General features: G+C 71.2%; 24 protein-coding genes. 14 read left to right on the forward strand and 10 right to left on the reverse strand.

Translation table 11 applies throughout. The annotated features are described in order from the left end of the window. Positions 1 to 16: 16 nt before the first annotated feature. The 3 genes from IE250_RS15065 (at position 17) to IE250_RS15075 (ending at position 2,762) form a co-directional block, all read left to right on the forward strand. Positions 17 to 880, forward strand: coding sequence for a ketose-bisphosphate aldolase (locus IE250_RS15065; RefSeq protein WP_189670082.1), 864 nt, complete (start codon positions 17 to 19; stop codon positions 878 to 880). A gap of 11 nt (positions 881 to 891) precedes the next feature. Next, positions 892 to 2,133 carry an ADP-dependent glucokinase/phosphofructokinase gene (locus IE250_RS15070; RefSeq protein ID WP_189670083.1) on the forward strand — a complete coding sequence of 414 codons (1,242 nt, stop codon included), beginning with the start codon at positions 892 to 894 and terminating at the stop codon, positions 2,131 to 2,133. 200 nt (positions 2,134 to 2,333) lie between these two features. Beyond that, the gene (locus IE250_RS15075; protein ID WP_189670084.1) at positions 2,334 to 2,762 is read left to right on the forward strand and encodes a hypothetical protein; all 429 of its coding nucleotides are present in this window, start codon (positions 2,334 to 2,336) and stop codon (positions 2,760 to 2,762) included. A gap of 136 nt (positions 2,763 to 2,898) precedes the next feature. Here IE250_RS15075 and IE250_RS15080 read toward each other — a convergent pair whose 3' ends face one another. The 3 genes from IE250_RS15080 to IE250_RS15090 form a co-directional block, all read right to left on the reverse strand. After that, positions 2,899 to 3,282, reverse strand: coding sequence for a YciI family protein (locus IE250_RS15080; protein WP_189670085.1), 384 nt, complete (start codon positions 3,280 to 3,282; stop codon positions 2,899 to 2,901). Between the two features lie 35 nt (positions 3,283 to 3,317). Then, on the reverse strand, positions 3,318 to 4,223 hold the full coding sequence (locus tag IE250_RS15085; RefSeq protein ID WP_189670086.1) for a VOC family protein: 906 nt from the start codon (positions 4,221 to 4,223) through the stop codon (positions 3,318 to 3,320). A gap of 67 nt (positions 4,224 to 4,290) precedes the next feature. Further along, on the reverse strand, positions 4,291 to 4,914 hold the full coding sequence (locus IE250_RS15090) for an NADPH-dependent F420 reductase (protein ID WP_189670087.1): 624 nt from the start codon (positions 4,912 to 4,914) through the stop codon (positions 4,291 to 4,293). A gap of 88 nt (positions 4,915 to 5,002) precedes the next feature. Between IE250_RS15090 and IE250_RS15095 the strand changes: the two genes are divergently transcribed. Together IE250_RS15095 and IE250_RS15100 are read left to right on the forward strand one after the other, a co-directional pair. Then, positions 5,003 to 5,515, forward strand: a complete 513-nt coding sequence (locus IE250_RS15095) for a MarR family winged helix-turn-helix transcriptional regulator (protein ID WP_229872478.1) — start codon at positions 5,003 to 5,005, stop codon at positions 5,513 to 5,515. Further along, on the forward strand, positions 5,512 to 6,375 hold the full coding sequence (locus tag IE250_RS15100) for an aminoglycoside phosphotransferase family protein (RefSeq protein WP_189670088.1): 864 nt from the start codon (positions 5,512 to 5,514) through the stop codon (positions 6,373 to 6,375). The genes IE250_RS15095 and IE250_RS15100 overlap by 4 nt, the downstream gene beginning before the upstream one ends. 56 nt (positions 6,376 to 6,431) lie before the next feature. Here the strand turns inward: IE250_RS15100 and IE250_RS15105 are convergent, their stop codons facing one another. Then, positions 6,432 to 6,617, reverse strand: a complete 186-nt coding sequence (locus tag IE250_RS15105; RefSeq protein WP_189670089.1) for a hypothetical protein — start codon at positions 6,615 to 6,617, stop codon at positions 6,432 to 6,434. 16 nt (positions 6,618 to 6,633) lie between these two features. After that, entirely contained in the window at positions 6,634 to 7,566 is a 933-nt protein-coding gene (locus IE250_RS15110) for an EamA family transporter (protein WP_189670090.1), read from the reverse strand. Between the two features lie 71 nt (positions 7,567 to 7,637). Here IE250_RS15110 and IE250_RS15115 point away from each other — a divergent pair, with 71 nt between their 5' ends. Together IE250_RS15115 and IE250_RS15120 are read left to right on the forward strand one after the other, a co-directional pair. Continuing rightward, positions 7,638 to 8,579: a LysR family transcriptional regulator gene (locus IE250_RS15115; RefSeq protein WP_229872479.1), complete on the forward strand. Its 942-nt coding sequence runs from the start codon at positions 7,638 to 7,640 to the stop codon at positions 8,577 to 8,579. Between the two features lie 113 nt (positions 8,580 to 8,692). Beyond that, positions 8,693 to 10,435 carry a DUF5605 domain-containing protein gene (locus IE250_RS15120; RefSeq protein WP_229872480.1) on the forward strand — a complete coding sequence of 581 codons (1,743 nt, stop codon included), beginning with the start codon at positions 8,693 to 8,695 and terminating at the stop codon, positions 10,433 to 10,435. 7 nt (positions 10,436 to 10,442) lie between these two features. On the opposite strand, the gene IE250_RS24580 is transcribed toward IE250_RS15120, so the two are convergent. Next, a complete protein-coding gene (locus IE250_RS24580; protein WP_229872481.1) occupies positions 10,443 to 10,577 on the reverse strand; it encodes an SDR family oxidoreductase in 135 nt (44 codons plus the stop codon). Between IE250_RS24580 and IE250_RS24865 the strand changes: the two genes are divergently transcribed. Continuing rightward, positions 10,576 to 10,707 (forward strand): hypothetical protein, encoded by a 132-nt coding sequence (locus tag IE250_RS24865; RefSeq protein WP_268247832.1) that lies wholly within the window; start codon positions 10,576 to 10,578, stop codon positions 10,705 to 10,707. The two genes, IE250_RS24580 and IE250_RS24865, sit on opposite strands and share 2 nt — an antisense overlap. Before the next feature lie 30 nt (positions 10,708 to 10,737). Here the strand turns inward: IE250_RS24865 and IE250_RS15130 are convergent, their stop codons facing one another. Continuing rightward, positions 10,738 to 11,928 carry a winged helix DNA-binding domain-containing protein gene (locus IE250_RS15130; protein WP_189670092.1) on the reverse strand — a complete coding sequence of 397 codons (1,191 nt, stop codon included), beginning with the start codon at positions 11,926 to 11,928 and terminating at the stop codon, positions 10,738 to 10,740. A gap of 41 nt (positions 11,929 to 11,969) precedes the next feature. On the opposite strand from IE250_RS15130, the gene IE250_RS15135 reads away from it, so the two are divergent. Next, positions 11,970 to 12,545, forward strand: coding sequence for a hypothetical protein (locus IE250_RS15135; protein ID WP_189670093.1), 576 nt, complete (start codon positions 11,970 to 11,972; stop codon positions 12,543 to 12,545). Between the two features lie 16 nt (positions 12,546 to 12,561). Here the strand turns inward: IE250_RS15135 and IE250_RS15140 are convergent, their stop codons facing one another. Both IE250_RS15140 and IE250_RS15145 read right to left on the reverse strand, forming a co-directional pair. After that, entirely contained in the window at positions 12,562 to 17,766 is a 5,205-nt protein-coding gene (locus tag IE250_RS15140) for an RHS repeat domain-containing protein (protein ID WP_189670094.1), read from the reverse strand. A 242-nt stretch (positions 17,767 to 18,008) separates the two neighbouring features. Then, on the reverse strand, positions 18,009 to 18,881 hold the full coding sequence (locus IE250_RS15145; RefSeq protein ID WP_189670095.1) for a helix-turn-helix transcriptional regulator: 873 nt from the start codon (positions 18,879 to 18,881) through the stop codon (positions 18,009 to 18,011). 101 nt (positions 18,882 to 18,982) lie between these two features. Here IE250_RS15145 and IE250_RS15150 point away from each other — a divergent pair, with 101 nt between their 5' ends. The 3 genes from IE250_RS15150 to IE250_RS15160 all read left to right on the forward strand — a co-directional run bounded on the left by IE250_RS15150 (position 18,983) and on the right by IE250_RS15160 (position 22,084). Further along, positions 18,983 to 20,266, forward strand: a complete 1,284-nt coding sequence (locus tag IE250_RS15150) for a multidrug effflux MFS transporter (RefSeq protein ID WP_189670096.1) — start codon at positions 18,983 to 18,985, stop codon at positions 20,264 to 20,266. Further along, a complete protein-coding gene (locus IE250_RS15155; protein WP_189670097.1) occupies positions 20,263 to 20,847 on the forward strand; it encodes a cyclophilin-like fold protein in 585 nt (194 codons plus the stop codon). The genes IE250_RS15150 and IE250_RS15155 overlap by 4 nt, the downstream gene beginning before the upstream one ends. Before the next feature lie 214 nt (positions 20,848 to 21,061). Beyond that, a complete protein-coding gene (locus IE250_RS15160) occupies positions 21,062 to 22,084 on the forward strand; it encodes a zinc-dependent alcohol dehydrogenase family protein (RefSeq protein WP_189670098.1) in 1,023 nt (340 codons plus the stop codon). Here IE250_RS15160 and IE250_RS15165 read toward each other — a convergent pair. Then, positions 22,074 to 22,574, reverse strand: coding sequence for an Lrp/AsnC family transcriptional regulator (locus IE250_RS15165; protein WP_189670099.1), 501 nt, complete (start codon positions 22,572 to 22,574; stop codon positions 22,074 to 22,076). The genes IE250_RS15160 and IE250_RS15165 overlap by 11 nt on opposite strands. Positions 22,575 to 22,666: 92 nt before the next feature. Between IE250_RS15165 and hisC the strand changes: the two genes are divergently transcribed. Continuing rightward, positions 22,667 to 23,761: a histidinol-phosphate transaminase gene (gene hisC / locus IE250_RS15170; RefSeq protein WP_189670100.1), complete on the forward strand. Its 1,095-nt coding sequence runs from the start codon at positions 22,667 to 22,669 to the stop codon at positions 23,759 to 23,761. Further along, positions 23,758 to 24,408 carry a YitT family protein gene (locus tag IE250_RS15175; RefSeq protein ID WP_189670101.1) on the forward strand — a complete coding sequence of 217 codons (651 nt, stop codon included), beginning with the start codon at positions 23,758 to 23,760 and terminating at the stop codon, positions 24,406 to 24,408. The genes hisC and IE250_RS15175 overlap by 4 nt, the downstream gene beginning before the upstream one ends. The last annotated feature ends 20 nt before the right edge of the window (positions 24,409 to 24,428 follow it).

The following is a 24,428-nucleotide window of genomic DNA, read 5'->3' on the forward strand; positions in this document are numbered from 1 at the left end:
AATCGGAGAACAGAGAGTGCTCATCAACGGTAAGGCCCTGCTCGATGTCGCCAACGCGAACAGCTTCGCGGTTCCGGCGTTCAACATCAGCGACTGGGCCATGTTCACCGGAATCATGGACGTCAGCGAGGAGCTCCAGGCTCCCGTCATCATCGCGATCCACCCCGACGAGGTGAGCCACGTGACGACGGACCTGATCCAGGCCATCCGTTCGCGCGCGCACCGCTCGTCGGTGCCCGTCGTCATCCACTGGGACCACGGCAGCACGTACGAGCAGATGCTCACCGCGATCCAGGCCGGCTTCACCTCGGTCATGATCGACGCGTCGCTGCTGCCGTTCGAGGAGAACGTGGCGATCACGAAGAAGGTCGTCGACACCGCCCACACGGTAGGCGTCTCGGTCGAGGGTGAGCTCGGCACGATCGGCGCCAACGACAGCTACGGCGAGGCCGGCGCTGCCGAGATCACCTACACCGACCCGGCCGACGCCCTGCGCTTCGTGCAGGAGACCGGCGTCGACAGCCTCGCCATCGCCATCGGCACGTCGCACGGCCTCTACCCGGCGGAGAAGAGCCCCGAGCTCAAGCTCGACCTGCTGCGCGAGATCAAGGACATCGTCGGCATCCCCCTGGTGCTGCACGGCGGTTCGTCGAACCCCGACGACGAGATCGGCCGCGCCGTCAAGCTCGGCATCAACAAGATCAACATCTCGAGCGACATCAAGGTGGCCTACCACGAGCGCATGCGCGAGATCCTCGGTACCGACCGCAAGCTGCGTGAGCCCAACGCGATCCAGCCCGAGCCGATCATCGCGCTGAAGGCCACCGCAGCCCAGAAGATCCACCTGTTCGAGGCCGCGGGCAAGGCCACCCTCTACTGAGAGAGCCGTACATGAGCGCCTCTATCGTGCTGGGACTCGGCGGGACCGTCGACTACGAGCTCGCCTGGGACGCCGGGGTGATCGCATCGTTCGCGTCGCACCACGGGATCGTGGCATCCGAGCTCGATGCCGCGATCCCCGTGGTCGACGAGCGGAGCCTCGTCGTCTCGATCCTCGGATACCTGAAGGACGGCGTCGGCGGCGAGCGCTTCGTCGGGAGTCCCGAGATCCTCGACGCGTTCGCCGCCCGGTTCGACACCCGTGTGACCCTGGGCGGCACGTGCGTGCGGGCCGCGATCGCGATGCGCTCGCTCGGCGTCGACTCGCTCGTGCACCTGGTCAGCATCGACGATCACGTGCGCCGGCTGCTGCCCGACGGCGTCTCGTACGTGTGCAGCGCCGACGAGGACTCGACCGACCCGCACCTGATCGTGCAGTACCCGGCGGGCGCGGCGATCCGTGTTGGTGACATCGAGATCGTCACCGAGCACCCGAACCGCCTGATCTACGTCAACGACCGGCCCAACCGCGAGCTCGTGCTGAGCGACGAGCTCGATGCGATCGTGCCGGACAGCCGGGTGTTCCTGGTGTCGGGGTTCAACACGATCCAGGACCCGGCCCTGCTCGAGGACCGCCTGCGCCACATCGAGCGACTCCTCGGCGCCGTCCCGGCCGGCGGAGTCTCGATCTTCGAGGACGCCGGCTACCACGAGCCGGCGTTCAGCCTCCGCGCGCGCGAAGCGATGGCCCCCGCCGTCGCCGTGTACTCGCTCAACGAGGACGAGCTGTTCGCCTACCTCGGGCGCCGGTTCGATCTCCTCGACGCGGACGCCGTCGAGCAGGCCCTGCGCGACATCGCGGCTCTCATCCCGGCACGCTGCCTCGTCATCCACACGAAGCACTGGGCCCTGGCCCTGGGCGAGCGCGCCCAGGAGTTCGCCGAAGCGGTCCGCGGCGGCATCCTCATGGCGAGCACGCGCTACCTCGTGGGCGACGGCCAGACAGCCCAGGACTACGCTCGCACCGCCGCGATGGATGTCCCCGAGCGCGGCGTCGCCTTTGCGCACGAGCTCGAGCGCCGGTTCGGCGCCCGGCTCGCCTGCCGGCCCGCCCTCGTCCTGACGACGCCGACACCGACCACGATCGGGCTCGGCGACTCCTTCGTCGGCGGCTTCATCGCGGCATTGGCCGCGAGCGCCGCCGACTCCACCCGCGAAGTCACCCGTTCCCCGGTGGACAGCCGCGCGCTGTGAGCACACGATCCAAAAGGGGCGCCGATATCGGCGCTCAGCCGCTCACCGCAGACGTAGTCCGCGGCGGTCCGGACGGCCGGGGACGACGTCGTCCCCGGTCGCCTGACACCTCAGCCTCGCGCTGCGGCCGGGCCATCCGGCCGCACCCCTGCGGGGCCCCTCTGGCCGACGGTTTTCGGCCACCCCCAGAGAGGACCAAGATGTCCAGAATCGCACGCTCCACCGGGCGCCTTCTCGCCACGCTCGCCGGCACGGCAGCACTGACCATCGCTGTTGCCGGCACGGCGTCGGCATTCCACTGTTACAAGGAGGACTGGAACGACGCCGCGTACGCTCACCTCAGCCAGGGCGGCACGCCATGGCAGCCGCTCAGCAACCTCGGCGAGATGGTGGTCGCCGAGGAGCTCGGGCTGCCCCAGTGCACCTTTGTGGTCGACGGCGTCGTCGCCGACTTCATGACCGCCAAGGGGCTCACCGAGGAGCCCCTGATCCACACCAGGGCGGTCGTCGGTGGCGGCGCCGCGCACCAGGGCAAGGACGTCCCCCCGTTCAACTACCTGACGGACGCCGACTTCGTCCTGCTGGAATCACTGCTCGGGGAGGCCATCGAGGACTGTCTCTCCGCCTGAGGTCACACGCCGCGAACACGGCCTGGGTGCTCCTCTCAGCCTGAGGACGGCACCCGGGCCGTGATCGCGGTACGGCACCGGCGTCGCGGTTGTGCTCGCACCGAGAAGATCGCCGCTTGCATATTGGGTCGCCGCGTCAGTCGTCGGGCATCGAGCGGCGATCGCCCACCGGGCGGTCGGTGCGCGGGAAGGCGAGCGAGCCGGCGCCGACCCACCACTCCATCACGTCGTAGACGAGCCGGCCCGCCATGACGGACGGGTCGCCGTCCGAAAGCCGCGCGGCCTCAACTGGGTCGCAGGCGAAGATCGACATCCCGCGGTAGGACGGGTCGCTCTGCCGGTCGAACGGCCCGTTCGCGACGAGGGCACCCTGCCGGCCCAGCTCGGCGCGGTAGGCGAGGTGGCGCGCCTGGAGCACGTCGAGCTCCTCGTCCGACATCTCCGGCGCATCCGCCGGCCGCCGCAGGACCACGATCGTGTAGACGTCGAACGCGTCGGGGATGTTGGGATCGCGTGACATGCGATCAGGCTACGACGGCCCGCCGCCCGCCGACCTCAGACCGTCTCCGGGGACACGGCGAGCCGGGTGTTCCAGGGGTCCGCGAAGCGCAGCGTGTCGCCGTCGTCGGCGGTGGGGATGCCGTGGAACCGGAGACGGTCGGCGAGAGCTTCGACGTCGGTCCGGGTGGGGACGAGGATCCGGACGTCGCCGAGGCCGAGGGTCGCAGCGCGCGGTGCCGCACCCGCGCTGCGCCAGGTGTTCATGCCGATGTGGTGGTGGTAGCCGCCGGCCGAGATGAACAGGGCGGAGTCCAGCTGCGCCGTGACGTCGAACCCGAGCGTGTCGACGTAGAACCGGCGCGCCGACGCGATGTCGCCCACCTGCAGGTGCACGTGCCCGATGGCGGCGGAGGCGCCGGAGTCGGACGCCTCGGGGTCGTGCCAGCGCCGCAGGAACTGGTTCGGGTCGAGGTACTCGGTGGCCATCGCGATCGTCCCGTCCGCGTGAACGGTCCACTCGTCGCGGGGGCGGTCGCGGTACAGCTCCACGCCGTTGCCCTCGGGATCGGTGAAGTAGAACGCCTCGCTCACCAGGTGGTCGGCGCTGCCGGTGAAGGTCTGCGGCACGCGCTGAGCCATCGACGCCAGCGATGCGGCCAGCCGGCGCTCGTCCTCGAAGACGATGGCGGTGTGGTAGAGCCCGGCACCGCGCGGGTCGGAGTCCGGCAGGTCCCGCTCCTGGCGGAGCACCATGATCGGCACACCGCCCCGGCCCAGCGTTGCGGTGGCGCCGGACTGGCCGAGGACGTCGAGGGTGACCGCGTGCTGGTAGTACGCGGTCATGGCGTCGAGGTCGCGGACGAGCAGCTCCACGGTGTTCATCCGCGTGCCGTCGGGCGCCGTCCCCGCGGTGGCGACGTGGTGCGGCTGCCACGCGGGGACGGGACTCTGCGCGCTCATGCCAGACCTCCGGCGATGACCTGATACGTGTTCAACATGGCGCGTCCTCTCAGATGGATCAGGGTAGTCAGTGGACGAGCGTGAAGCCGCCGGTCCAGGAGATCTTCTCAGCGCCGGCGAGGGTGATCTGCAGGAAGCCGATGGCCTCGAGCTCCCGCGCCCGCTTGAGCGACCCGGCGTCGACGGCGCGCAGCCCGGCCGCGGTGACCAGGTCGACGAGGGCCTCCTTGGCGGCCGCGTCGTCGCCGGCGACGAGCACCGCCGTCTGCACGGGGCCGGCCGCGCCGGTGCCGAGGGTGGCGCCGAAGTTCGCGTTGAACGCCTTGACGACGTTCGCCGCGGGGACGGCGTCCTGCAGCAGCTTCGCCGCCGAGGAGTCGGCGGGGACCGTGAGGTCGTCGAAGGTGCTGAAGTCGACGGGGTTGCTGACGTCCACCAGGACCTTGCCGTCGAACGCACCCGGGTAGGTGCTCAGCACGTCCGCCACCGCCGGGTACGGAACCGCCAGGACGACGATCTCCCCCGTGATCGCGTCGCCGACCGTGCCGGCCGTGCCGCCGAGCGGACCGGCGACCGCCTTCGCCTTCTCCGGGTCGCGGGCAAGGACCTGGACGCCCGTCCCGCCCTTCGCCGCGATGCCCGCTACCACGCTGCCGAGGTTTCCTGCTCCGATGACGGTGACCGTGCTCATGTGTGCTCCTAATAGTTGTTCCTACAACCAACGCTCCGAAGTCTTGCACCGATTACTTGTCGCGTCAACCAACGCGTAGGATGGGGCCGTGAAACGACGCGTACCCCGGATGAACGACCAGGAGTCGCAGGCCTGGCTGGGCCTGACCGCCATGTTCAGCCTTCTGCCGTCCGCGCTGGACAGGCAGCTCCAGCGCGACTCCGGGCTGACGCACTTCGAGTTCGTGGTGCTGTCCACGCTCCAGCTCAGCCCGGAGCCGACGCTGCGCATGACCGCGATCGCACAGGCCACCGACGCCACCCTGCCCCGCCTGTCCCACGTCTGCGGACGCCTGGAGAAGCGCGGCCTCGTCGTCCGCTCCCCCTGCGCCGAGGACCGCCGCGCCACCAACGTCGGCCTGACGAGCGACGGACGGCGCGAGCTGATCCGCGCCGTCCCCGGTCACATCGCGACGGCGCGCCGCCTCGTCATCGACGCGCTCACGCCGGACCAGCTCGACGCGCTGACCGAGATCACGGGCGCGATCATCGCTAGGCTCGCCGACGAGCCGGGCAATCCGCCACAGGCTTACCGAGCAGAAGGGAGCCTCACCCAGCCATGAAGGGCCCCTTCCACGCTCTGACCGCACCCCAACGGAAGCGTGTCGACGAGTGGCTCCCGGGCGCTGTCATCGAGCGGGACCTGTCCTGGGGCCTGGTGGAGACCACGGTGTTCCTCGCCCGGTCCGCCGACGGCGACCGCGTCGTGGTGAAGGCCGGCGGGCTCGACGATCACCACCTCGCCCGGGAGATCCGGGCGCACCTGGAGTGGCTCGGCCCATGGACCCGGGCCAGGAGGGCTCCGGTGCTGTTGCACCACGACGCCGAGGCGAACCTGCTCGTGACCCGGTACCTACCCGGCGAGCTGGTCCTCGGCACACCGCAGGCCGACGATCCGGAGGTGTACCGCCAGGCAGGCCGGCTCCTTGCGATGCTGCACGCCCAGCACACCGTCCAGGACGCGGAATGGGAAGAGCGAGAGATCGCTCGCTCCCTGCACTGGCTGGACCAGCCGCACCAGATCGCGTCCGACGTCGCCGCCAGGCTGGAAGCTCTTCTCCAGGAGTTCCCGACACCGCCGGCGACCCTCGTGCCGACCCACGGCGACTGGCATCCACGCAACTGGCTCGTTCACGAGAGCACCGTGTTCGCCATCGACTTCGGCCGTGCCGGGTTGCGACCCGCGTACACGGACCTCACCCGGATGGCGGCCAACGAGTTCGACCGCGACCCCGGGCTCGAGGCTGCGTTCCTCGCGGGCTACGGTCCCGACCCGCGCGAGGCGGAGACCTGGTTCCGCGTCAAGGTACGCGAGGCGATCGGCACGGCCGTCTGGGCCTACCAGGTCGGCGACGAGGACTTCGAGAGGCTCGGACACCGGATGATCGCCGACGTACTGGCCGAAGCCGACCGCCAGGCCTGAACCCGCAGGCCGGCCAGGGTGGACAGGGCCGCAACGGCCGGCGCCTCAACTGACGCTCAAGTGCCTGTTCGCGCGCCCCAAACGAACACAGCGATACCGATGACGGCGAGGACGGGCCCGATGATCGCCCACAGCGTCACGCCCGTCATCACGCTGCCGGCAAGGTAGCCGAGTCCCTGCAGGGTGAACACGGAGCCCACGATGACGAGGACGACGCCGAGCACGATCAGGCCTGACTTCACGGTTGCCTCCGAACGGTCATTTCGACGGTACACCCGCCAGTTCCGCCTGATGCGGCTGTGACCTGCTGTGATCGTCACTACCACGAGCGGTGCCCTTCCGTCGCGCACCCCAGAGCACCCCGGCGATGACCAGCACGGCACCGGCGGCGGTCAGCGCCCCGACCTTCTCGCCGAGCAGCGTCGCCGATGCGCTGAGCCCGACGACGGGGACCAGCATCGAGAACGGCGCGACGACACCAGCGGGATGCCGGGCCATCAGCCAGGTCCAGATCCCGGATCCAGCCAGCGTCCCGATCAGCACGGTGTAGGCCAGCCCGAGCAGCGCCGGAACCAGGTGCGGCCCTGGGACGAACGACCGGACGACGGCGTCCGGACCCTCCACGACCAGCGACAGCAGGGCCATCGGCACGGGCGGCACCACCGACATCCACAGCGTGAGGTGCAGCGGGTTGGGCGCCTTGGCCCGCGCGTTGGACACGTTGCCGATCGCCCAGCCGAACCCGCCCGCCAGCACCAGCAGGAACGGCGCGAACGCCGCGGCCTGCGCCTGGGACCAGCCCACCACGGCCAGCCCCAGCGTCGCCACGCCCAGCCCCACGAGCTGCCTCGCGGACACCCGGTCCCGGAACGCGACAGCTCCGAGCAGCACGGTGAACGGCGCCGACGACTGCAGCACCAACGACGCCAGCCCGGCCGGCATGCCGACAGCCATGCCCCAGTACAGGAACAGGAACTGCAGCGTCCCGAAGCCGATCCCGTAGCCCAGGAGCCAGCGCACCGGCACCTGCGGACGCGGCACGAACAGCACGGTCGGCACGGCGATGATCGCGAACCGCAGCGCCACGAGCAGGAACGGCGGGAACTGGTCGAGCGACGCGTCGATGGCGATGAAGTTCAGTCCCCACATGACCGCGACGGAGAGGGCGAGCAGACGGTGCGAGATCGGCATGCCCCGAGTCTGTGCGGCCGCCGTTCTGAAGGACAAGCGAAACCTTCTACATATCCTTGTAGGTTGGCTTCATGGACGCAGAGCCTCGTCGTCGCGGTCACGACCTCTCCCGCATGGACCCTCGTCATCTCGACCTGCTCCGCGAGCTCGCCGACCGGGGATCGGTGACCGCCGTCGCCGAGGTGACCCATCGGACGCCGTCGGCCGTATCGCAGCAGCTCCGCACGGCACAGCGCGAGCTGGGTGGCATCCCGCTCGTCGAGGCCCACGGCCGGGGCGTCCGGCTCACCGAGGCGGGCCGGCTCCTGGCCGACGGCGGCCGCGACCTCGCGCGGGCCGTCGCCCAGGTGCAGGCCAGGTGGGACGAGTACCTGGGCTCGGCGTCCGGCACCGTCCGCCTGGCCGCGCTGCCGAGCGCGGCGACGATCCTGCTGCCCGGGGTGCTGGACCGGCTCGCGGACACGGCGGTGGACCTCGAGTGCACCGACATGGACATCGCAGAGTCGGAGTACTCCGGGATGGTCGCCGACCACGACATCGTCGTCGGGCACAGCTTTACCGGTCCCGTACCCGCCGGAGCGGGGCACCTGTACACCGCGGCCCTGCTCCGCGAGCCGCTCGACATCGCGATGCGGGCGGACCACGCCCTCGCGGCCAAGGCCCGGGTCACCGCCCGGGACGTCGTGCTCCACGAGTGGTACGGCGTGCCGCTCGGCTACCCGTTCGACGACCTGCGCATCGCCGTGGAGACCGCTGCCGGCACTCCGGTGCGCGTGGTCCAGCGGCTCCGTGACAACCGGCTGGTCGAGGCTCTCGTCGCCGCCGGCGACCGCGTGGCCGTCCTCCCCCGGTACAGCACCACGCCCGGGGCGGGCCTCACCCTGCGTCCGGTGCACGGCATGGACGCCGCGCGGTGGATCGTCGCGATCCTGCGACCCGACCGGGCCGAACGCCTCGCGGTGAGGACGGTGCTGGACGCGTTGCGCGCGGTGGCCGTGGACGTCGTCGGCTGAGGGCGATGCCTAGGTCGGGGACTGCACGGTCAGCGTTCGGCTCCATAACGGCGATCAGCACCTCGACCGCGTCGCACCCCGGTGCGCTCGCGGTCAGGCGGTCGGAGGGACGTGTGCCGGGCGACGTCGACGCCGACATCGCCGCGCGGATGCTGCTGGCCGCGTGGGAGGGCCTGCAGTTCCAGTGGCACCACGGGCCGCCGTTCGACATCCGCGCCCATATCGAGTGGCACATCCGCGCTCCTGGGGCCGAGGGCGCTAGAGTGACGCGCCCTCGGCCCCCGTGCAGAACCATCTCCAAGGAGGCGGCACACGTGCCCAACGAGACCACCCGCTTCGGCGCGGAAGACATGGTGACCCAGGGATCGGCGCGGTGCCGGGCGCCGGGGCCCACGTCGCAATGGGACGTGGTCGAGCTGGAGCTGCACGGCCCGGCCCAGGGGAACCCGTTCGTCGACGTCGACCTCTGGGCGACGTTCTCCCGCGGGGACCGAGTGGTCCGTGTCGGCGGGTTCTACGACGGCGACGGGGTCTACCGGGTGCGGATGCTCGCCGAGGAGGAGGGGACCTGGCACTTCACGACCGGCTCGACGGCGCCCTCGCTGGACGGCATCGAGGGCGACGTGGTCGTCGTGGCGGCACGGCCGCGCCAGCACGGCCCCGTCCGGCCCGACGGCTTCCACTTCCGCCACGCCGACGGCACGCGCCACCGGCCCTGGGGGACGACGGCGTACGCCTGGACGCACCAGAGCCCCGCCCTCCAGCAGCAGACCCTGGCGACGCTCGCCGAGTCGCCCTTCACCAAGATCCGCATGTGCCTGCTGCCCAAGTCCTACCTCTTCAACACCGACGAGCCCGACCGGTTCCCGTTCCCCGCGACGAACGAGGGGTTCGACCACACGCGGTTCGACGTGAAGTTCTACCGGCACCTCGAGACGCGCATCGGGCAGCTCGCCGCGCTCGGCGTGCAGGCCGACCTGATCCTGTTCCACCCGTACGACCGGTGGGGCTTCGCCAACCTCGGCCCGGTGGTCGACGAGCGGCTGGTCACTTACACGGTCCGGCGCCTGGCTGCGTACTCCAACGTCTGGTGGTCGATGGCCAACGAGTACGACCTCATCGCGGCCAAGTCGGTCGACGACTGGGAGCGTCTCGCCCGGGTCGTGGTGCGGGAGGACCCGCACGACCACCTGCTGTCGATCCACAACTGCTTCGAGTTCTACGACCACACCCGCCCCTGGATCACGCACGCGTCCACCCAGCGCGTGGACGTCTACCGGACCGCCGAGAACACCGACCAGTGGCGGGAGCGCTGGGGAAAGCCGGTGGTGATCGACGAGTGCGGTTACGAGGGCGACGTCGAGTACGGCTGGGGCAACCTGACCGGCGAGGAGCTCGTGCGCCGGTTCTGGGAGGGCGCCGTCCGCGGCGGGTACGTGGGCCACGGCGAGACCTACCTCAACGAGCGGGAAGAGCTCTGGTGGTCCAAGGGCGGCGAGCTGATCGGCACCAGCCCGGAGCGCATGGCGTTCCTGGAGCGTGTGGTGGCGGAGTCGCCGACCGGCGTCCTGGACCCGTTCGCATCGGACTGGGACCTGCCCTGGGGTGGCGTTCCGGGCCGCTACGTCGTCGGATACCTCGGCTTCTCGCGCCCGCGGTACCGCAACGTCGACCTGCCACCCGGCACGTTCCGGGTCGACGTGATCGACACGTGGGAGATGACGGTCGAGGCGCTGCCCGGCACGCACACCCGCCATGTGCTGGTCCCGCTGCCGGGCAGGCCGTACATGGCGATCCGCCTGGTGCGGGTCGACCCTCCGGCACAGGTCGAGCCACTCGTGCAGGTCAAGCAATGAACGCCCCCTACGCGATGTCGCCGCCGTCGGCCAGCAGGGTGCTGCCCGTCATGAACATGGACAGGTCGCTCACGCAGAAGAAGAAGACGACCCGGGCGATGTCGTCGGGCGTGCCTTTGCGACCGACGGGGGCGGTCATCATGAGGGCGACCGCGGCGGCGTCGGGCGACGGGATCCCGGCCGCTGCCCCGGCCGCCTTCGCCGCGAGCCGCAAGCCGCTGAAGCTGCTCGACATCTTCATGGGGCTCGTCGTCGAGCCGGACGAACACTAGGGACCGCTCGGGGGTCCGGTCGAGAAGCAGTCAGTAGGCGTCGAGCTCGACCGCGACGGACGACGCACCCCGCAGCGGCCCTACCTGCTCGGCCTCGCTCTGCAGCGACCCCTTGTCCCGAGCCCGTAGCGAGGCGAACGTCCTGATCGTGATGGTCAGCTTCCGGCCGCTCTTGCGCGGGCGCCAGGTGCCGACGATCTCGCCGTTCGCGAGGACGGTGCCCGGTTCGCCGACCGTCTTCCACACGTCCCGGTGGTACCTCTTGTCGATGATCGTCTCGCGGTCCCGCAGCTGGGTGTACGGGTCGCGTGGCGGGAGCAGACGCACCCCCTTCGGCGTCGGCGCCGAGCGCAGGGCGTCGAGGTCCTCGGTCAGGATCCACGACGCGCCGCCGTACTCGACCACCGTCAGCTCGTCCTCGATCGCGCCCCACCACGGGTTGACGTCGCCGGCGTGGATCCCCGCCCAGGCGGCGAAGCCCGCGCGGGTCGACGGCCCGTAGCAGCGCAGGTAGCGGCGAAGCAGCTCGGCGCGCGCGGCCTCCGGGTCGATGCCCGAGATCGGATGGCCGAGCCACTCCTCGACCAGGACGAACGGCGCCTTGTTCCCGGCGCGCGGTGCGAAGCAGACCACGCCCTGCAGCGTGAGGATCCGGATGCAGAAGTGCACCACGCCCTCGCCGAGCGGCTGACCCGGGGCGTAGGGCCCTTCCTCCTCCCAGATTTCGCGCCGCGTCTTCGGCAGCTTGCCGGCGATCCGCCCGGCGATCTCCGCGCCCAGCTCGTTGATGGCGAGCCGACGCCCCGAGAGCACGTCACGGATCTCGGCGCCGCACTGCTCGGCGGCTTCCGTCAGGCTCATGTCGAGCTTGTCCAGCGCCGGCCCGACGCCGGGAAGGAAGCGTCGCATCGCCTCCTCGGTCGGCGGGAGCACCCCGGTGGTGAAGACCGGTGCGGCCGACGCCGGGAAGCAGAACGGCGAGCCGCGCATGCACCAGGTCTGCAGCAGGCTCTTCTCCTCGGCCACCGCGTCGTCGACCCGTTCCCGCGTGAGGTTCTCCATCCTGGCGTGCAGGGCGAGCAGCGCCGACCCGGGCGGGCTGTCCTGGACGCCGCACGGGCCGGCGGCATCGAGCAGCGCGCTCTCGTCCAGCCGTCGGGTGAGGTGGTGGGCACGCAGGCGAAACGCTATGACGTCGCCCTGCGAGACCCTGACAGTCACCGGCCCAGGCTAACGCGGCCCGGGACTGCCATGATGTCCATGTGTCCGCCTACACCCTGCACCTCACCGACGGCGACCCGGCCCGCGTCGTCACCATCCTGCCCGGCAGCGGCTACACCGCGATGGCGCCGCTGCTCTGGTACACCCGGGCCGCACTGAGCGACCTGGGCTGGTCGGTCCGCGCCCTGGAGTGGACTGACAAGCCCACCTTCGACTCGGCGCGCGCGGCGTTCGCCCAGGTGCTCGAGGGCGCGGACGCACCCGACGAGGACGCGCTGCACATCGTGGTGGCCAAGTCCCTCGGCACCCTCGCCCTTCCGCTCGCGGTCCGCCTCGGCCTGCCGGGCGTGTGGCTCACTCCCGTGCTCACCAACGAGGGCGCGCTCGACGTGCGAGAGGCCGCCGCCGACCTGAGCGAGGACCACCTCCTGGTCGGGGGCACCGCCGACCCCCTGTGGGACGGCGACCTCGTCGACGGTTCGGACGCCGACGTCGTCGAGGTGGAGAACGCCGACCACTGCCTGGAGGTGCCGAACGACCGGGCTGAGAACCTGGCGATCCTCGACGAGGTGGTCGCGGCGATCGAGGAGTTCGCGGGCTCGTTCGGCGAGGAGTGACCGCCCCCGCGGACCGTCATCCCGCGACCTCGACGACCCGGACGTCATCGACGCGGAACCGCCCGGACGAGCCGCGCAGTCCGAACAGGAGCTCGATGCTGTCGACGTCCGCGTCCACCGTCGTGTAGGTGCGCTCGAAGGTGGCCCACTCCCCCGGCGCGGTGGCGGCGGACGCCGGCAACCAGTTGCGCTGCTCGGTGCCGACGCCGGTGGCGCCGAGGAACGACCTGAAGAACGCGTAGGCACCGACGCCAGCCCCGGGTGTGTAGCCCGTGAGCTGGTACCGGAACGACACCCTGTAGGTGGTTGCCCGCTTCGCGGTCACGGGCGAGACCCCGGCCTGTTTCCGCGAGCTCGCGAACCGCTGGTAGGCCGCGGACCCGCTGGTGTCGGTGCTCGTGAACAGCAGCGACCGGTCGCCGGCGAAGGCGCCGCCCGTGGCGATCTCCGCGGTGTAGGTGGCGGGGGTCGTAGCTGTGGCGCCGAGCTGCCAGCTGTCCGCCTCTGCAGCCTCGAAGCCGTGGCCCCACTCCGTCGGCGGCGCCGGCTCGACCGGCTCGACCCGGAGGTCGTCGACGCGGAACACCCCTTCCGAGCCGCGCAGGCCGATCCAGACCTCGATGTTGTCGATCGCGCCGTCGGCGGTGGTGTAGACCCGGTCGAACTTCTTCCACTCCCCCGGCGCCGTCGTGGCCGACACCGGCAGCCAGTTGCGCTGCTCGGTCCCGACCCCCGCGCCGCCGCTGAACGACCGGAAGAAGGCGTACGCACCGACGCGCAGGCCGGGCGTGTAGTCGGTGAGCTGGTACCAGAAGGTCACGCGGTACTCGGTCGCCGGCTTCGCCGACACCGGGGAGACGCCCTGCTTGCGGGAGTTCACCCAGAGGTTGTGCGCGGCGTCGCCGGTGGTGTCGGTGCTGGTGAAGAGCAGCGAGCGGTTGCCCGTGCGCGCGCCGTCGTCCACGATGCCCGCGGTGTAGGTCCCGGGAGCGCGGCCGCCGAGCTGCCAGACCTCGGGCTCGTCCGCCTCGAACGAGTGGCGGAACACGGGCAGGAGCAGGTCGTAGGCGTCGTAGACGCGCTGCACAAGGGTCGCTTCGTCCGCTCCGCCCGCGGTCCACAGGGCCTCGGCCGCGTCGAGCTCGGCCGTGAACGCCGCCCAGCTCCCTGGTGTGTAGCCGTCGGCGTCGAGCGCCCGGGCGGCGCCGAGCACCGCCTCGATGCCGGCCGCGTCGACCCGCGCCGTGAACGACGTCGACCGGGTCCCGTCGGCCGTGCGCGAGACCACCGCGTACGTGGCGCTCCCCGCCAGGATCACGTCGTCGTGCCGCAGCGCGCGCGTGGTCGTCACCAGCTCCCAGCCGTCGGCCGGCCCCTCGAACTCGGCGGCGTCGGGGTCGGTCGTGCGGTACACGTCGAACTCCACCGCGCGGGCGGGCTTTGTCCAGCGCACGGTGTGTGCGCCCTGCTCACCCTCGGCGATCCACAGGGCCTGCGCCGTCCCGGGCAGCTTGGTGACGGTCACGTCCTCGAAGGTCGCGTCGCCGGAGGCGAGGCTCACGCCGGCCAGTGCGGCGTCGAGCATCGGGATGATGACGGAGCCGACGGTGGTCCACGTCGCTCCGTCGGCCGACGCGTAGGCGACCACCTGGTGCGTGTGCGCGGTGCGCACCAGCTTGACGTGGCGGTACCGCTCCGCGTCCAGGTCGGGGCCGGGCACGAGGTACGGGCTCCTGGTGCCGCCCCCCGAGTTGTGTCCGGGGATGCCGACGCCGATGTCGGCGCGCGTGTCCAGGTTCCGGGTGCGCAGCACGATCCGGCCGTCCTCGGCACCGAGCCAGGCGTACTCGCTGGTCGGCGCCGCGTCCTGACGGATCGTGACGCCGGCGCCCTCGACGGGCCGGGCACCGAGGTCGGCGGAGACCAGCACACTGCCGCTCACCAGCTTGCTCGCGAGCGCCAGGCTGTCGGGCTGGTGCCGGCCGATGCCGTTCCAGCGCGGCGTGATCGCCTCGTCGCCGCCTGCGAAGCCCGCCCCGGAGGCGCCGCTGATCGTCACGGCAGCACCGTCCACGTCCGCGGACCCGGCAGTCTCGCCGACGCGGTCGTCACGCCAGCCGCCCGGGAGGTCGTGCGACACCGCGGCGGCCACCTCGACCTTCACCGGGACGGCGGGCTGCGCGGCACCGTGCGAGTTCCGCGCCACGACCGTGTAGTGGTAGCGGCCGGGGCCCGGGACCGGGTCGACGACGGACTGCCCCGTCACGCCCGACGCGACCACTACGGCGTCGGCCATCGCGGCCGTGGTGCCGCGGCGGACGTCGAACGAGGTGGCGCCCGCCGAGCGGCCCCAGGTGAGGCCGACGACGCCTGCGCCGACGGTCGCGTCGACCGCGAGCACGCGGCTCGGTTCCGGGCGGTCTGCCGTGGTGCCGAGGTCGAGCACGACCGCCGTCGACGGCTTGAGCTCGTACCGGCCACCGGTGAGCCTGAGGTCCTTCCCGGAGACGAGGTCGCGGACGGTGCCGGCCACACCGGCGGGCACGACGACGGGCAGCTTGGCGGCGTTCCCGTATGCGTCCCGGGTGGTGTTCACCGCGACGAGGTAGTCGCCGTAGCGCGCCGTGACGAGGTCGGGATAGCTCGTGAACGGCGTGTCCACGGCGAAGTTGTCGCGGTTCATCGGGCCGACGCCGGGCTGGAGGCTGACCGGCGACAGCTCTCCGGTCATCGCGAGCCCCTGCTCGCCGGGGGTCGTGTACCGGTCCTGGATGATCGTGTCCTCGACGCTGTGGGGCCGCAGGAACGTGTCCTCGTAGGTCACCAGCGACTCGGTGCGGACCTGGGCGTGCTGCGCCCCGGTGGCGGTACGTGCGTGCAGCCGCGCGGAGGACGTCACGCCCATGTTCCGGAAGTTCAGCGTGCCGCTGACCTGGGTGTCGCCGTCGCGGAACGTGACGAACAGGTTGTCGACGTCGACCCAGGCGAAGTCCGGCGTGCTCGCGCGGTCCACGCCGAGCGTGGCGAGCTCCTCGTCGGTGTAGCGGTCGAGGTCGGTGTTCGGCAGCACCTGTCCGGCGGCCGCCTTGCCCAGCGCCTCGTACCCGGCACGACCGCCCGTGGCGAACGCGTACTCCTCGCTCAGCCGCAGGTCGTACTTGCGCTTGGCGAGGATCCCGTCGAAGTACGGGAAGACCTGGTTGTCGACCAGGGCCTGCTGGAGCCAGCCGGTCGCCTCGCGAGCGTGCTGCCAGGTGACCTTCCACTCGGGTCCGGAGTAGGCCTCGGCGTTCTCGGCGAGGTACTTCTCGAGGCCGGCGTACGCGAAGATCTGGGGCGTGTTCGGCTCCGTCGAGTACGCCACCTTGCCAGGGTAGGCGTTGTTCCGCCAGTCCACGATCTGGTCCATCGTCATGACGCGGTTCCCCTGGGTGTCCGTGCCCTGGTAGCGGGTCTGCCCGCGGGCGTGCAGGTTCTTCAGCGCGAGCTTGAGCAGCTCGTCGCGGATCCCCGCGTCGGCGGGGTGGTCCGCGAGCCGCCAGAACCACGACGGGTAGTAGTTCGGCGTCTCGCCGTAGCTGCCGACGTAGCCGTTCTCGCGGTAGAGGCCGGCCTCCGTGAGGATCGGGTAGTGCTCGCCGTAGGGCAGGCGCCGCTCGACGGCGCCGTCGGGGCCGGTCTTGCTCCGCGCGAGGCCGCGCATGACGACCTGCAGGTAGTCGTCGGTGAGCTGGGCGGTGCCGTCGTGGAAGAAGAGCGAGTGGTAGAGGTCGAGGTCCCGGCCGTCCGGTCCGACGAGGACCTCCTCGCCACGGAACGGACGCAGGCCGAGCGCCTCACCGAGGATCTGGTGGCTGCGGTCGGAGCCCTCGAAGTGCTCCGAGCCGATGACGCGCAGGCCCTCGTGCGCCTCCCAGGCCCCCTCGTAGGTGTAGTAGACCTGGTTGGAGATGTACGACAGGCGCGAACGCGCGAAGTCGTAGTTCGCCTTGAGCACGCGCTCGTAGGCCTCGCGGCGGGAGAGCTCACCCCCGGACCAGTCGACTCCGGCGATGCTGTTCGGTCTGTCGGTGGTGCCCGTGACGAAGGGCTCGTCGAGGAACGCCTCGAACGCGTCGGAACCCATGATCTCCGGGTCCGCGAGCAGCGGCTCCACGATGTAGAGCGCCTCGCCGAGTGCGCGGTAGTAGCCGCCCCAGTCGGACTGGTGGCCGCCCGACGCGAGGCTCCGGACGTCGCCGTAGTACTGGCGGGTGAAGTTGTCGATCGAGCGCAGGATGCGGTCGATCGCCGCCCGCTTCTCGGGGGCCGTGTCCGCCGGGCACCAGTCCATCGACAGGCACTCGGCGTAGAAGCGCAGCTCCTCGACGTACCTCGTGATCGAGAGCACGGCTGTGGGGGCCGAGTCCGCCTTGGCGGAGAGCGCGTCGAAGTCCGCTACCTGCTGGGCCCGGTAGGCGTCGATCTTGGCCTGCTGCTCCTCGGCACCGATCGGCGCGCGGGCCTGAGGCGTCACCGCGTAGCCGGTGTCCAGCTCGCCGTCGGCGGTCTGCGGGAGCAGTGCCGGCTCGAGGTGGGTGGTCACGGCGTAGTAGGGGCGCGACGGCGCGGACGCCGTGGCGCCGACGCTCGGGTGGTAGGTCCGCAGCGTCACCTGCACCCGGTCGTGTCCCTGCGTGGACACCAGGGGAAGCATCGCCGTCGCGCGGAAGAACCGCCCGGGCAGACCGCCCTGCGTGCCCGTGTCCAGGGCCTGGTAGTCACCGCTGTTCTGGTACTGCACCTGCTCGCCGTCCACGAGCAGCAGGGTCTTGAACGCGGACGCGTCACCGCCGAACAGGGTCACCGACAGGTAGTTCTGCTCGGCCGGGTCGACAGTCATCTCGAATGTCAGGTCGGACAGGTGACGCGACGGCGGGGTGGTGGGCTCGGCCACGCGCGCGGGCCGCCCGCCCTCGCCGGTGATGACCGAACCGGCGGGCACGAATCCGTGCGCCTCCTCGGAGGCGGCGTCGCCGAGCGCCAGGTGGTCCAGCGCCCCGGCGGGCGCGTCGACGGCGGCGGCCGACGGCGGTTCGTCCGCGCTCGCCGCGGGGACCGCGAGTCCGCCCGCTGCGACGGCTAGAGCGAGCGCGAGGCCGACCAGCGCGGTTCCTGCGCGGGGGTTCCGGCGGGGCGTCGGCAGTGCGGAGACAGACGGCAGGGGCGTGGGTCGCGACATTGCGAGCTCCTTGGCATTCACCAAACGGAAAGCGATTGCCGTGAAGGTAGCAGAGGACTCGACGTCCGGGAAGCCCTTGATTGGAGGGAATACCGCACTCGCCAGCGGCACCGGCGCGGAAAACTATGGAAAGACTTGGAACGCGCTTGCAGCGCGCCCGCACACACCGCTGGAGCCGCTCGAGATCATCGCGACCCGTTCGGCAGGACGTCACCGAGTGACGGGCGGGTTCTTGCCGGCGCTCAGGCCGGACCGGGAATGCTCGTCTCGGCGGCCCACGACGCGAGGAGCCCCAGCCGGTCGGCCGAGCTGGAACCCGGTTCCGCGGTGTAGATCAACAGAACCTGGCCGGGCTCGGCGGTGATGGCGAGCTCTTCGTAGGCGAGCACCACCTCGCCGACGACGGGATGGTGGAACCGCTTAGTGCCGGCGCCATGGGTGCGGACGTCGTGCGCGGCCCAGAGGGTGCGGAAGACCTCGCTGCGCGTGGAGAGCTCGCCGACCAGGTCCTGCAGCCCCTTGTCGTGCGGGTTGCGGCCGGCCTCGGTGCGCATGACGGCCACGCACATCCCGGCGAACAGGTCCCAGTCGGGATAGAAGTCCCGGGCCGCGGGGTCCAGGAACTGGAACCGCGCGAGGTTGGGGGTGCGCCCGCCGTCGCCGATCACGGGCGAGTAGAACGCACGGCCCAGCGGGTTGACCGCCAGGACGTTCTGCTGCGCGTCGCGGACCAGCGCGACGCCTCCGGTGATGGACTCGAGCGCCCACTCCAGGCTGGCCCTGGGCACGGACGGCCTGGCCGCCCGACGGCGAGGACGCCCCGACGACAGGATGCCGTCGGCCGCGCGCGCGAGGTCCAGCAGGTGAGCCCGCTCGGAGTCGTCGAGCTGCAGGGCGTGTGCGACGGCGTCCAGCACCGAGGCCGAGGCCCCCGCGATCGCGCCGCGTTCCAGCTTCGTGTAGTACTCCACGCTCACCCCGGCGAGCACGGCGACCTCGCTCCGCCGGAGCCCCGGCACCCGGCGCTTCTGACCAGCGGGCAGCCCGGCCTCCGCGGGGGTGAGCTTCGCGCGGCGCGACATGAGGAACTCGCGCACCTCGGCCCGGTTGTCCATGTCAGCAGGCTAAGCCGGGTCCGCACGGCGAACGAGTCCCTGTCGGTACACCTCTCGTCAGGGGCTCCCACGAGCCCGCGCGGGCAAGGACGCTGGTGAGCATGCCCGAGATTCCTGCCTCCGCGCGACCCCCGTTCGGCCGGTTCCTGCCCACGCTGCTGCTGCTGCTCACGGTGTTCGGTCCGATCTCCATGGACCTGTACCTCCCGGCGCTCCCGGCGCTGACCGCCGAGCTGGGCGCGGCGACCTCGGTCGCGCAGCTCACCGTGACCACCTGCCTGGTCGGCCTCGCGATCGGGCAGCTGCTCGCGGGACCGCTGTCCGACCGGTTCGGGCGGCGCGGGATCCTGCTGATCGGCGTCGTCGCGTACGTCGCGACGTCGGCCCTGTGCGCGGCCAGCCCCACCGTCGAGCTGCTGATCCTCGCGCGGCTCGTGCAGGGTCTCGCCGGCGGGGTGGGAATAGTGATCGCTCAGGCCGCCGGCCGGGACATCTACTCAGGCGGAGCGCTGATCCGCTTCTACGGGCGGTTGACGGTGGTCGGCGGGCTCGCCGCGATCATCGGTCCCCTGCTGGGCGGTCAGCTGAACACCGTCACCGACTGGCGCGGCCTGTTCGTCTTTCTCGCCGTCGTCGGCGCCGCGCTCCTGGTGACCGCAGCGCTCGCGTTCACCGAGACGCTGCCCGCCGGGCGCCGCACCAGCGGCGGCTTCGCGCAGACCAGGCGGGACTTCCGGGTACTGCTGTCCGACCGCGTGTTCCTGGGTGCCGTGCTGAACCAGGGCTTCATGTACGCCGCCCTCTTTGCCTACCTGTCGGGCGCCACGTTCGTGCTGCAGGGCATCTACGGGCTCTCCCCGCAGGGTTATGCGCTCGCGTTCGGCCTGAACTCCGCCGGGTTCATGCTCTTCGGATACGTCGCCGGCCGCGCCGCCGAGCGCTGGAGCGTGCCGCGCACCCTGACCGTCGGCATCGTCGTGGCGGGCCTCGGCGCCGTCGGGCTGCTCGCCGCCGGCCTGGCCGCCATGCCGCTGTGGGTGGTGATCGTGTCACTGCTCGCGCTGGCCAGCGGCGTGGCCGTCACGTCCCCGCCGGCGACGACGCTCGCACTGGTCGGGTACCCGAGGCTCGCCGGCACCGCGTCGTCACTGCTGGGCATGGTCCGGTTCGGGTTCGGCGGCGTCACCGCACCCCTGGTCGGCGTCGCGGGCGCGGCGACGATCCTTCCCCTCGGCATCGTCAGCACGGCCTCGATCGCGCTCGCTGCTGCCGCCTACCTCGCGCTGGCGGCGCGGCCGCGGCGCTTCGCCGCAGCGCCGGTCGCCGGGGCCGGCGCCGAGCCGGCGCTCCACGCCCTGTCCCCCGGCTCGAAGGGCCACTCATGAGGTTCCCCAAGATTCCTGTCCTGGCCGCGGCCGCGGCGCTCGGCCTGCTGACGGCTTGCGCCTCGACCGGACCGGCGGAGCAGCCCGGCGCGTCCTCCGGCTCCGGCACGTCCGCGCCGTCGTCGGCCGTGCCGACCCCGTTGGACTCCCGATCGGAGTCCCCTTCCGCCGCGGCGTCGTCCCCCAGGCCGGGATCCGACGCCGCGGAGAACGACGTCGCGGGCACGATCGTCCGGTTCACCTCGGACGACGCACGGGTCGACGTCACGATCGACCAGGACACCCCCGCCGTCCGCGACTTCCTTTCGATGCTGCCCCTGACGCTCGACGTCGAAGAGCTCAGCGGCCGGGAGAAGATCGCCTACCTGCCGCGCGAGCTCGACGTCGTGGGCACTCCTGGTTCCGACCCGGAGGACGGCGACCTCATCTACTACACGCCCTGGGGCAACCTCGGCTTCTACTACGACGCGTCGGGCATCGAGTACTCGGACCAGACGCTCCACCTCGGCACCTACGACGCCACCCTCGACCAGCTCAACCGCCTCGAGGGCGCTGGCGTCACGATCGAGATCGCCCACTGACCCTCCCGGCGCGCGTTTGGTTGTGGGCGCGACCGTTGCGACTACCCGTCCGTTTTAGGCGCAACGATCGCGCCCACAACCAAGTGCTACACGCCTGAGGGGTTCTGTCCGGGCCTCCCACCCGGCGGGCGGCCCGACGTTTGATGGGTCCGGCAAGAGCACTGCCCCCGTGCCGCACAGCTCGGCACGGCGCACCGAACGAGGAGAGCCATCAATGCGTGGAGTTGTCATGTACGCCCCCGGGGACGTTCGCGTCGAGGAGCGCGAGGACGCGAAGATCATCGAGCCGACCGACGCCGTGATCCGCGTGTCCGCGGCCTGCATCTGCGGGTCGGACCTGTGGCTGTACCGCGGGATCGAGGCGCTGAACGGCCCCACCCCGATGGGACACGAGTACATCGGGGTCGTGGAACAGGTCGGTGACCAGGTGAGGAACGTCAAGGTCGGCGACTTCGTCGTCGGCTCCTTCGTCGCCTCCGACAACACCTGCGAGATCTGCCAGGCGGGCTACCAGTCCCGCTGCATCCACAACGTCATGATGGGTTCGGAGGGCACCCAGGCCGAGCTCGCCCGCATCCCGCTGGCCGACGGCACGCTCGTGGCGACGCCCGGCGAGCCCGACAAGGACCTGATCCCGTCGCTGCTGGCCGCCTCGGACGTGCTCGGCACCGGCTGGTTCGCCGCAGTCGCCGCCGAGGCAGGGCCCGGCAAGACCATCGCGGTCGTCGGCGACGGCGCGGTCGGCCTCTCGGCAGTCCTGGCCGCCAAGCAGCTCGGCGCGGAGCGCATCATCGCGTTCAGCCGCCACCCCGAGCGCCAGGCCCTGGCCCGCGAGTTCGGCGCTACCGACATCGTCGAGGAGCGTGGCGACGCGGGCGCGGCGAAGATCAAGGAGCTCACCGGCGGCTACGGCGCCCACGGCGTCGTCGAGGCCGTGGGGACCCAGGAGTCGATGTGGCAGGCCATCAACTCCGCCCGGGCGGGCGGGTACGTGGGCTACGTCGGCGTCACGCACGGCGTGCAGCTCGACGGCCTGAACCTGTTCTTCACCGGCGTCCACCTGCACGGCGGCCCCGCCCCCGTGCGCCGGTTCCTGCCCGAGCTGATCCGGCTCATCTGGGACCGCACCATCGACCCGGGCAAGGTCTTCGACCTCACCCTGCCCCTCGACGAGGCGGCCGAGGGCTACAAGGCGATGGACGAGCGCCGCGCCACCAAGGTGCTGCTCACCCTCTGACGCGGGCTCCGTCCTCGCGTGCGAGCCGCTGGAGCATCGCCGACAGCCGATAGGGCACGACCTGCTCCAGGGCCACGGACGTGCTGGTCCTCTGCACTCCTGGCGCGGCGGTGATCGCAGCCGTGACGCCGCGCAGGTCGGCGGCGTCACGAGCGACCACACGGGCCAGGAGGTCGGCGTCGCCGGTGGTCGCGTGCACCTCGATCACCTCGGGGATGTCCGCGAGCGCCGCGTAGGCCGCCGGTGCCTCGGCCTGGCTCAGGGCGATCTCCACGAAGGCCGTGAGTCCGCGTCCGAGCGCCTCTGGAGCCAGCCGGCGGCTGACGTCACCGAGCGCCTGCGACTGCTCGAGGCGGCGCTGCCTGGCGTGGACGGTGTTCCGTGCGACGCCGAGCGTGCGGGCGAGCGAGACCACCGACGCTTCCGGGTCGTCGTCGAGGGCGAGCAGCAAGCGCGCGTCCAGTGCATCCAGCCGGTAGTCGTTGGTCATTCTGCCGACCCTCTCGAAATGTGATGAGCAATTTGCCAGGTCTGGCAGAGCACAGTTGCGCAGAAGCCTAGCTGGCCCACAGTGTGCCGACCATGGCTTACACGACCTCCCCGCAGCTGGCGCTGCGTCCCCTCGTCCACGAGCTGCCCGCCTACGGGGCGGGGCGACGCGCGACCGACGCGACCAGCGCCGCCCTCGCCTCCAACGAGAGCCACTACGACCCCCTGCCCTCCGTGCTGGAGGTCGTCCAGACCGCCGCGAGGCGCATGAACCGATACCCCGACAGCGCGGCACCTGCGCTGCGCGCCGGGATCGCGGCCGCCCTCGACGTCGTCCCCGACGAAGTCGTCGTCGGGCCGGGGAGCCTGGGCGTTCTGCAGCAGATCATCGCCGCGGTCTGCGACCCGGGAGACGAGATCGTCTTCGCATGGCGGTCCTTCGAGGCCTACCCGATCCTCGTCTCGCTCGCGGCGGCACGATCCGTGATGGTGCCGCTGGCCGCAGACGAGTCGCACGACCTGGAGGCGATGGCGGCCGCCGTCACCGAGCGCACCAAGGTGATCCTGGTGTGCACGCCGAACAACCCGACCGGGTTGACGGTCGAGCACGGTCGCATGTCGGAGTTCCTGAGCTCCGTGCCCGCACACGTGCTGGTGGTCATCGACGAGGCCTACGTGGAGTTCGTCGCCGAGGAGGACCCGCTCGACGCGCTGGCGCTCTTCCGTGCGCACCCGAACGTCTGCGTGCTGCGCACCTTCTCCAAGGCGCACGGCCTGGCGGGGCTACGGGTCGGCTTCGCCATCGCGCACACGGACCTCGCCGATGGGCTGCGCCGCGTCGGCCTGCCGTTCGCCGTCACCGCTCTTGCGCAGGAGGCGGCGCTCGCCTCGCTGCGGGCCACCAGGGAGCTGCAGGAGCGCGTCGCGCTCGTGGCCGACGAGCGCAACCGTGTGGCGCGCGCTCTCCGGCGTGCGGGATGGGCCGTGGTCGCGGGACAGGCGAACTTCGTCTGGCTGCGCACCGACGACACGCTCCGCGAGCGAATCGTCGATCACCTCGAGATGCACGACATCCTGGTGCGGGGCTATCGGGGCGACGGGGTGCGCATCTCGCTGGCAGACACCCTGACGAATGACCGCGTGATCACCGCGCTCGGCGACCGCAGCACGTTTGCGGCCGCCCGATGAGCACAAGCACCAGGACGTGGCGCGGTTCTCCCGCCACCGCACACCACGCCGGCCCGGTCCCGCACAACCTGCTCGAGGATGCACTGGGGTTGCTGATCGGCACCTTCGTGGTGAGCCTCGGGCTTGCCATCCTTCGCGCCGGGGCGGTCGTGACCGGCGGGACCGCGGGCCTGTCGCTCCTGCTCAGCCAGGCCTTGCCCGTTCCGTTCGGGCTGCTGTTCGCGGCCATCAACCTGCCGTTCTTCCTGCTCGCGATCCGGGGAAAGGGATGGAAGTTCAGCATCTACAGCGCGGTGGCGATCACTCTGGTCTCGACGATGTCGGGCCTGCACACGCTGTTCGTCCCGCTCGCCGGGATCGCGCCCGTGTACGCAGCCGCGGCAGGGAACGTCCTGTGCGGCGTCGGCCTGATCGCCCTGTTCCGGCATACCGCGAGCCTCGGCGGGTTCAACATCGTCGCGCTTGTCGTGCAGGACCGGTTCGGCACGCGGGCTGGATACGTGCTGATGGTGCTCGACTCCGCGGTGATCGTCTCCTCCCTGCTTGTCGCCGCGCCTCTGACTGTCGTCGTGTCGGCAGCGGGCTCGGTGCTGCTCAATCTGATCCTGGCCATCAACCACCGGCCAGGGCGGTACACCGGGTCGTAGGCGGCGAGACGTGGCATTCG

The sequence above is a fragment of the Promicromonospora soli genome (genome assembly GCF_014653785.1).
In the GTDB taxonomy this organism is placed as follows: Bacteria; Actinomycetota; Actinomycetes; order Actinomycetales; family Cellulomonadaceae; genus Promicromonospora; species Promicromonospora soli.

What these genes read in the sequence shown, in the direction of transcription:
- IE250_RS15070 (WP_189670083.1), top strand. Translation starts at nt 892, where the DNA reads ATGAGCGCCTCTATCGTGCTGGGACTCGGCGGGACCGTCGACTACGAG.
- IE250_RS15075 (WP_189670084.1), top strand. Translation starts at nt 2,334, where the DNA reads ATGTCCAGAATCGCACGCTCCACCGGGCGCCTTCTCGCCACGCTCGCC.
- IE250_RS15080 (WP_189670085.1), bottom strand. Translation starts at nt 3,282, where the DNA reads ATGTCACGCGATCCCAACATCCCCGACGCGTTCGACGTCTACACGATC.
- IE250_RS15085 (WP_189670086.1), bottom strand. Translation starts at nt 4,223, where the DNA reads ATGAGCGCGCAGAGTCCCGTCCCCGCGTGGCAGCCGCACCACGTCGCC.
- IE250_RS15090 (WP_189670087.1), bottom strand. Translation starts at nt 4,914, where the DNA reads ATGAGCACGGTCACCGTCATCGGAGCAGGAAACCTCGGCAGCGTGGTA.
- IE250_RS15100 (WP_189670088.1), top strand. Translation starts at nt 5,512, where the DNA reads ATGAAGGGCCCCTTCCACGCTCTGACCGCACCCCAACGGAAGCGTGTC.
- IE250_RS15110 (WP_189670090.1), bottom strand. Translation starts at nt 7,566, where the DNA reads ATGCCGATCTCGCACCGTCTGCTCGCCCTCTCCGTCGCGGTCATGTGG.
- IE250_RS15115 (WP_229872479.1), top strand. Translation starts at nt 7,638, where the DNA reads ATGGACGCAGAGCCTCGTCGTCGCGGTCACGACCTCTCCCGCATGGAC.
- IE250_RS24865 (WP_268247832.1), top strand. Translation starts at nt 10,576, where the DNA reads ATGAGGGCGACCGCGGCGGCGTCGGGCGACGGGATCCCGGCCGCTGCC.
- IE250_RS24580 (WP_229872481.1), bottom strand. Translation starts at nt 10,577, where the DNA reads ATGATGACCGCCCCCGTCGGTCGCAAAGGCACGCCCGACGACATCGCC.
- IE250_RS15140 (WP_189670094.1), bottom strand. Translation starts at nt 17,766, where the DNA reads ATGTCGCGACCCACGCCCCTGCCGTCTGTCTCCGCACTGCCGACGCCC.
- IE250_RS15145 (WP_189670095.1), bottom strand. Translation starts at nt 18,881, where the DNA reads ATGGACAACCGGGCCGAGGTGCGCGAGTTCCTCATGTCGCGCCGCGCG.
- IE250_RS15150 (WP_189670096.1), top strand. Translation starts at nt 18,983, where the DNA reads ATGCCCGAGATTCCTGCCTCCGCGCGACCCCCGTTCGGCCGGTTCCTG.
- IE250_RS15155 (WP_189670097.1), top strand. Translation starts at nt 20,263, where the DNA reads ATGAGGTTCCCCAAGATTCCTGTCCTGGCCGCGGCCGCGGCGCTCGGC.
- IE250_RS15160 (WP_189670098.1), top strand. Translation starts at nt 21,062, where the DNA reads ATGCGTGGAGTTGTCATGTACGCCCCCGGGGACGTTCGCGTCGAGGAG.
- IE250_RS15165 (WP_189670099.1), bottom strand. Translation starts at nt 22,574, where the DNA reads ATGACCAACGACTACCGGCTGGATGCACTGGACGCGCGCTTGCTGCTC.
- hisC (WP_189670100.1), top strand. Translation starts at nt 22,667, where the DNA reads ATGGCTTACACGACCTCCCCGCAGCTGGCGCTGCGTCCCCTCGTCCAC.
- IE250_RS15175 (WP_189670101.1), top strand. Translation starts at nt 23,758, where the DNA reads ATGAGCACAAGCACCAGGACGTGGCGCGGTTCTCCCGCCACCGCACAC.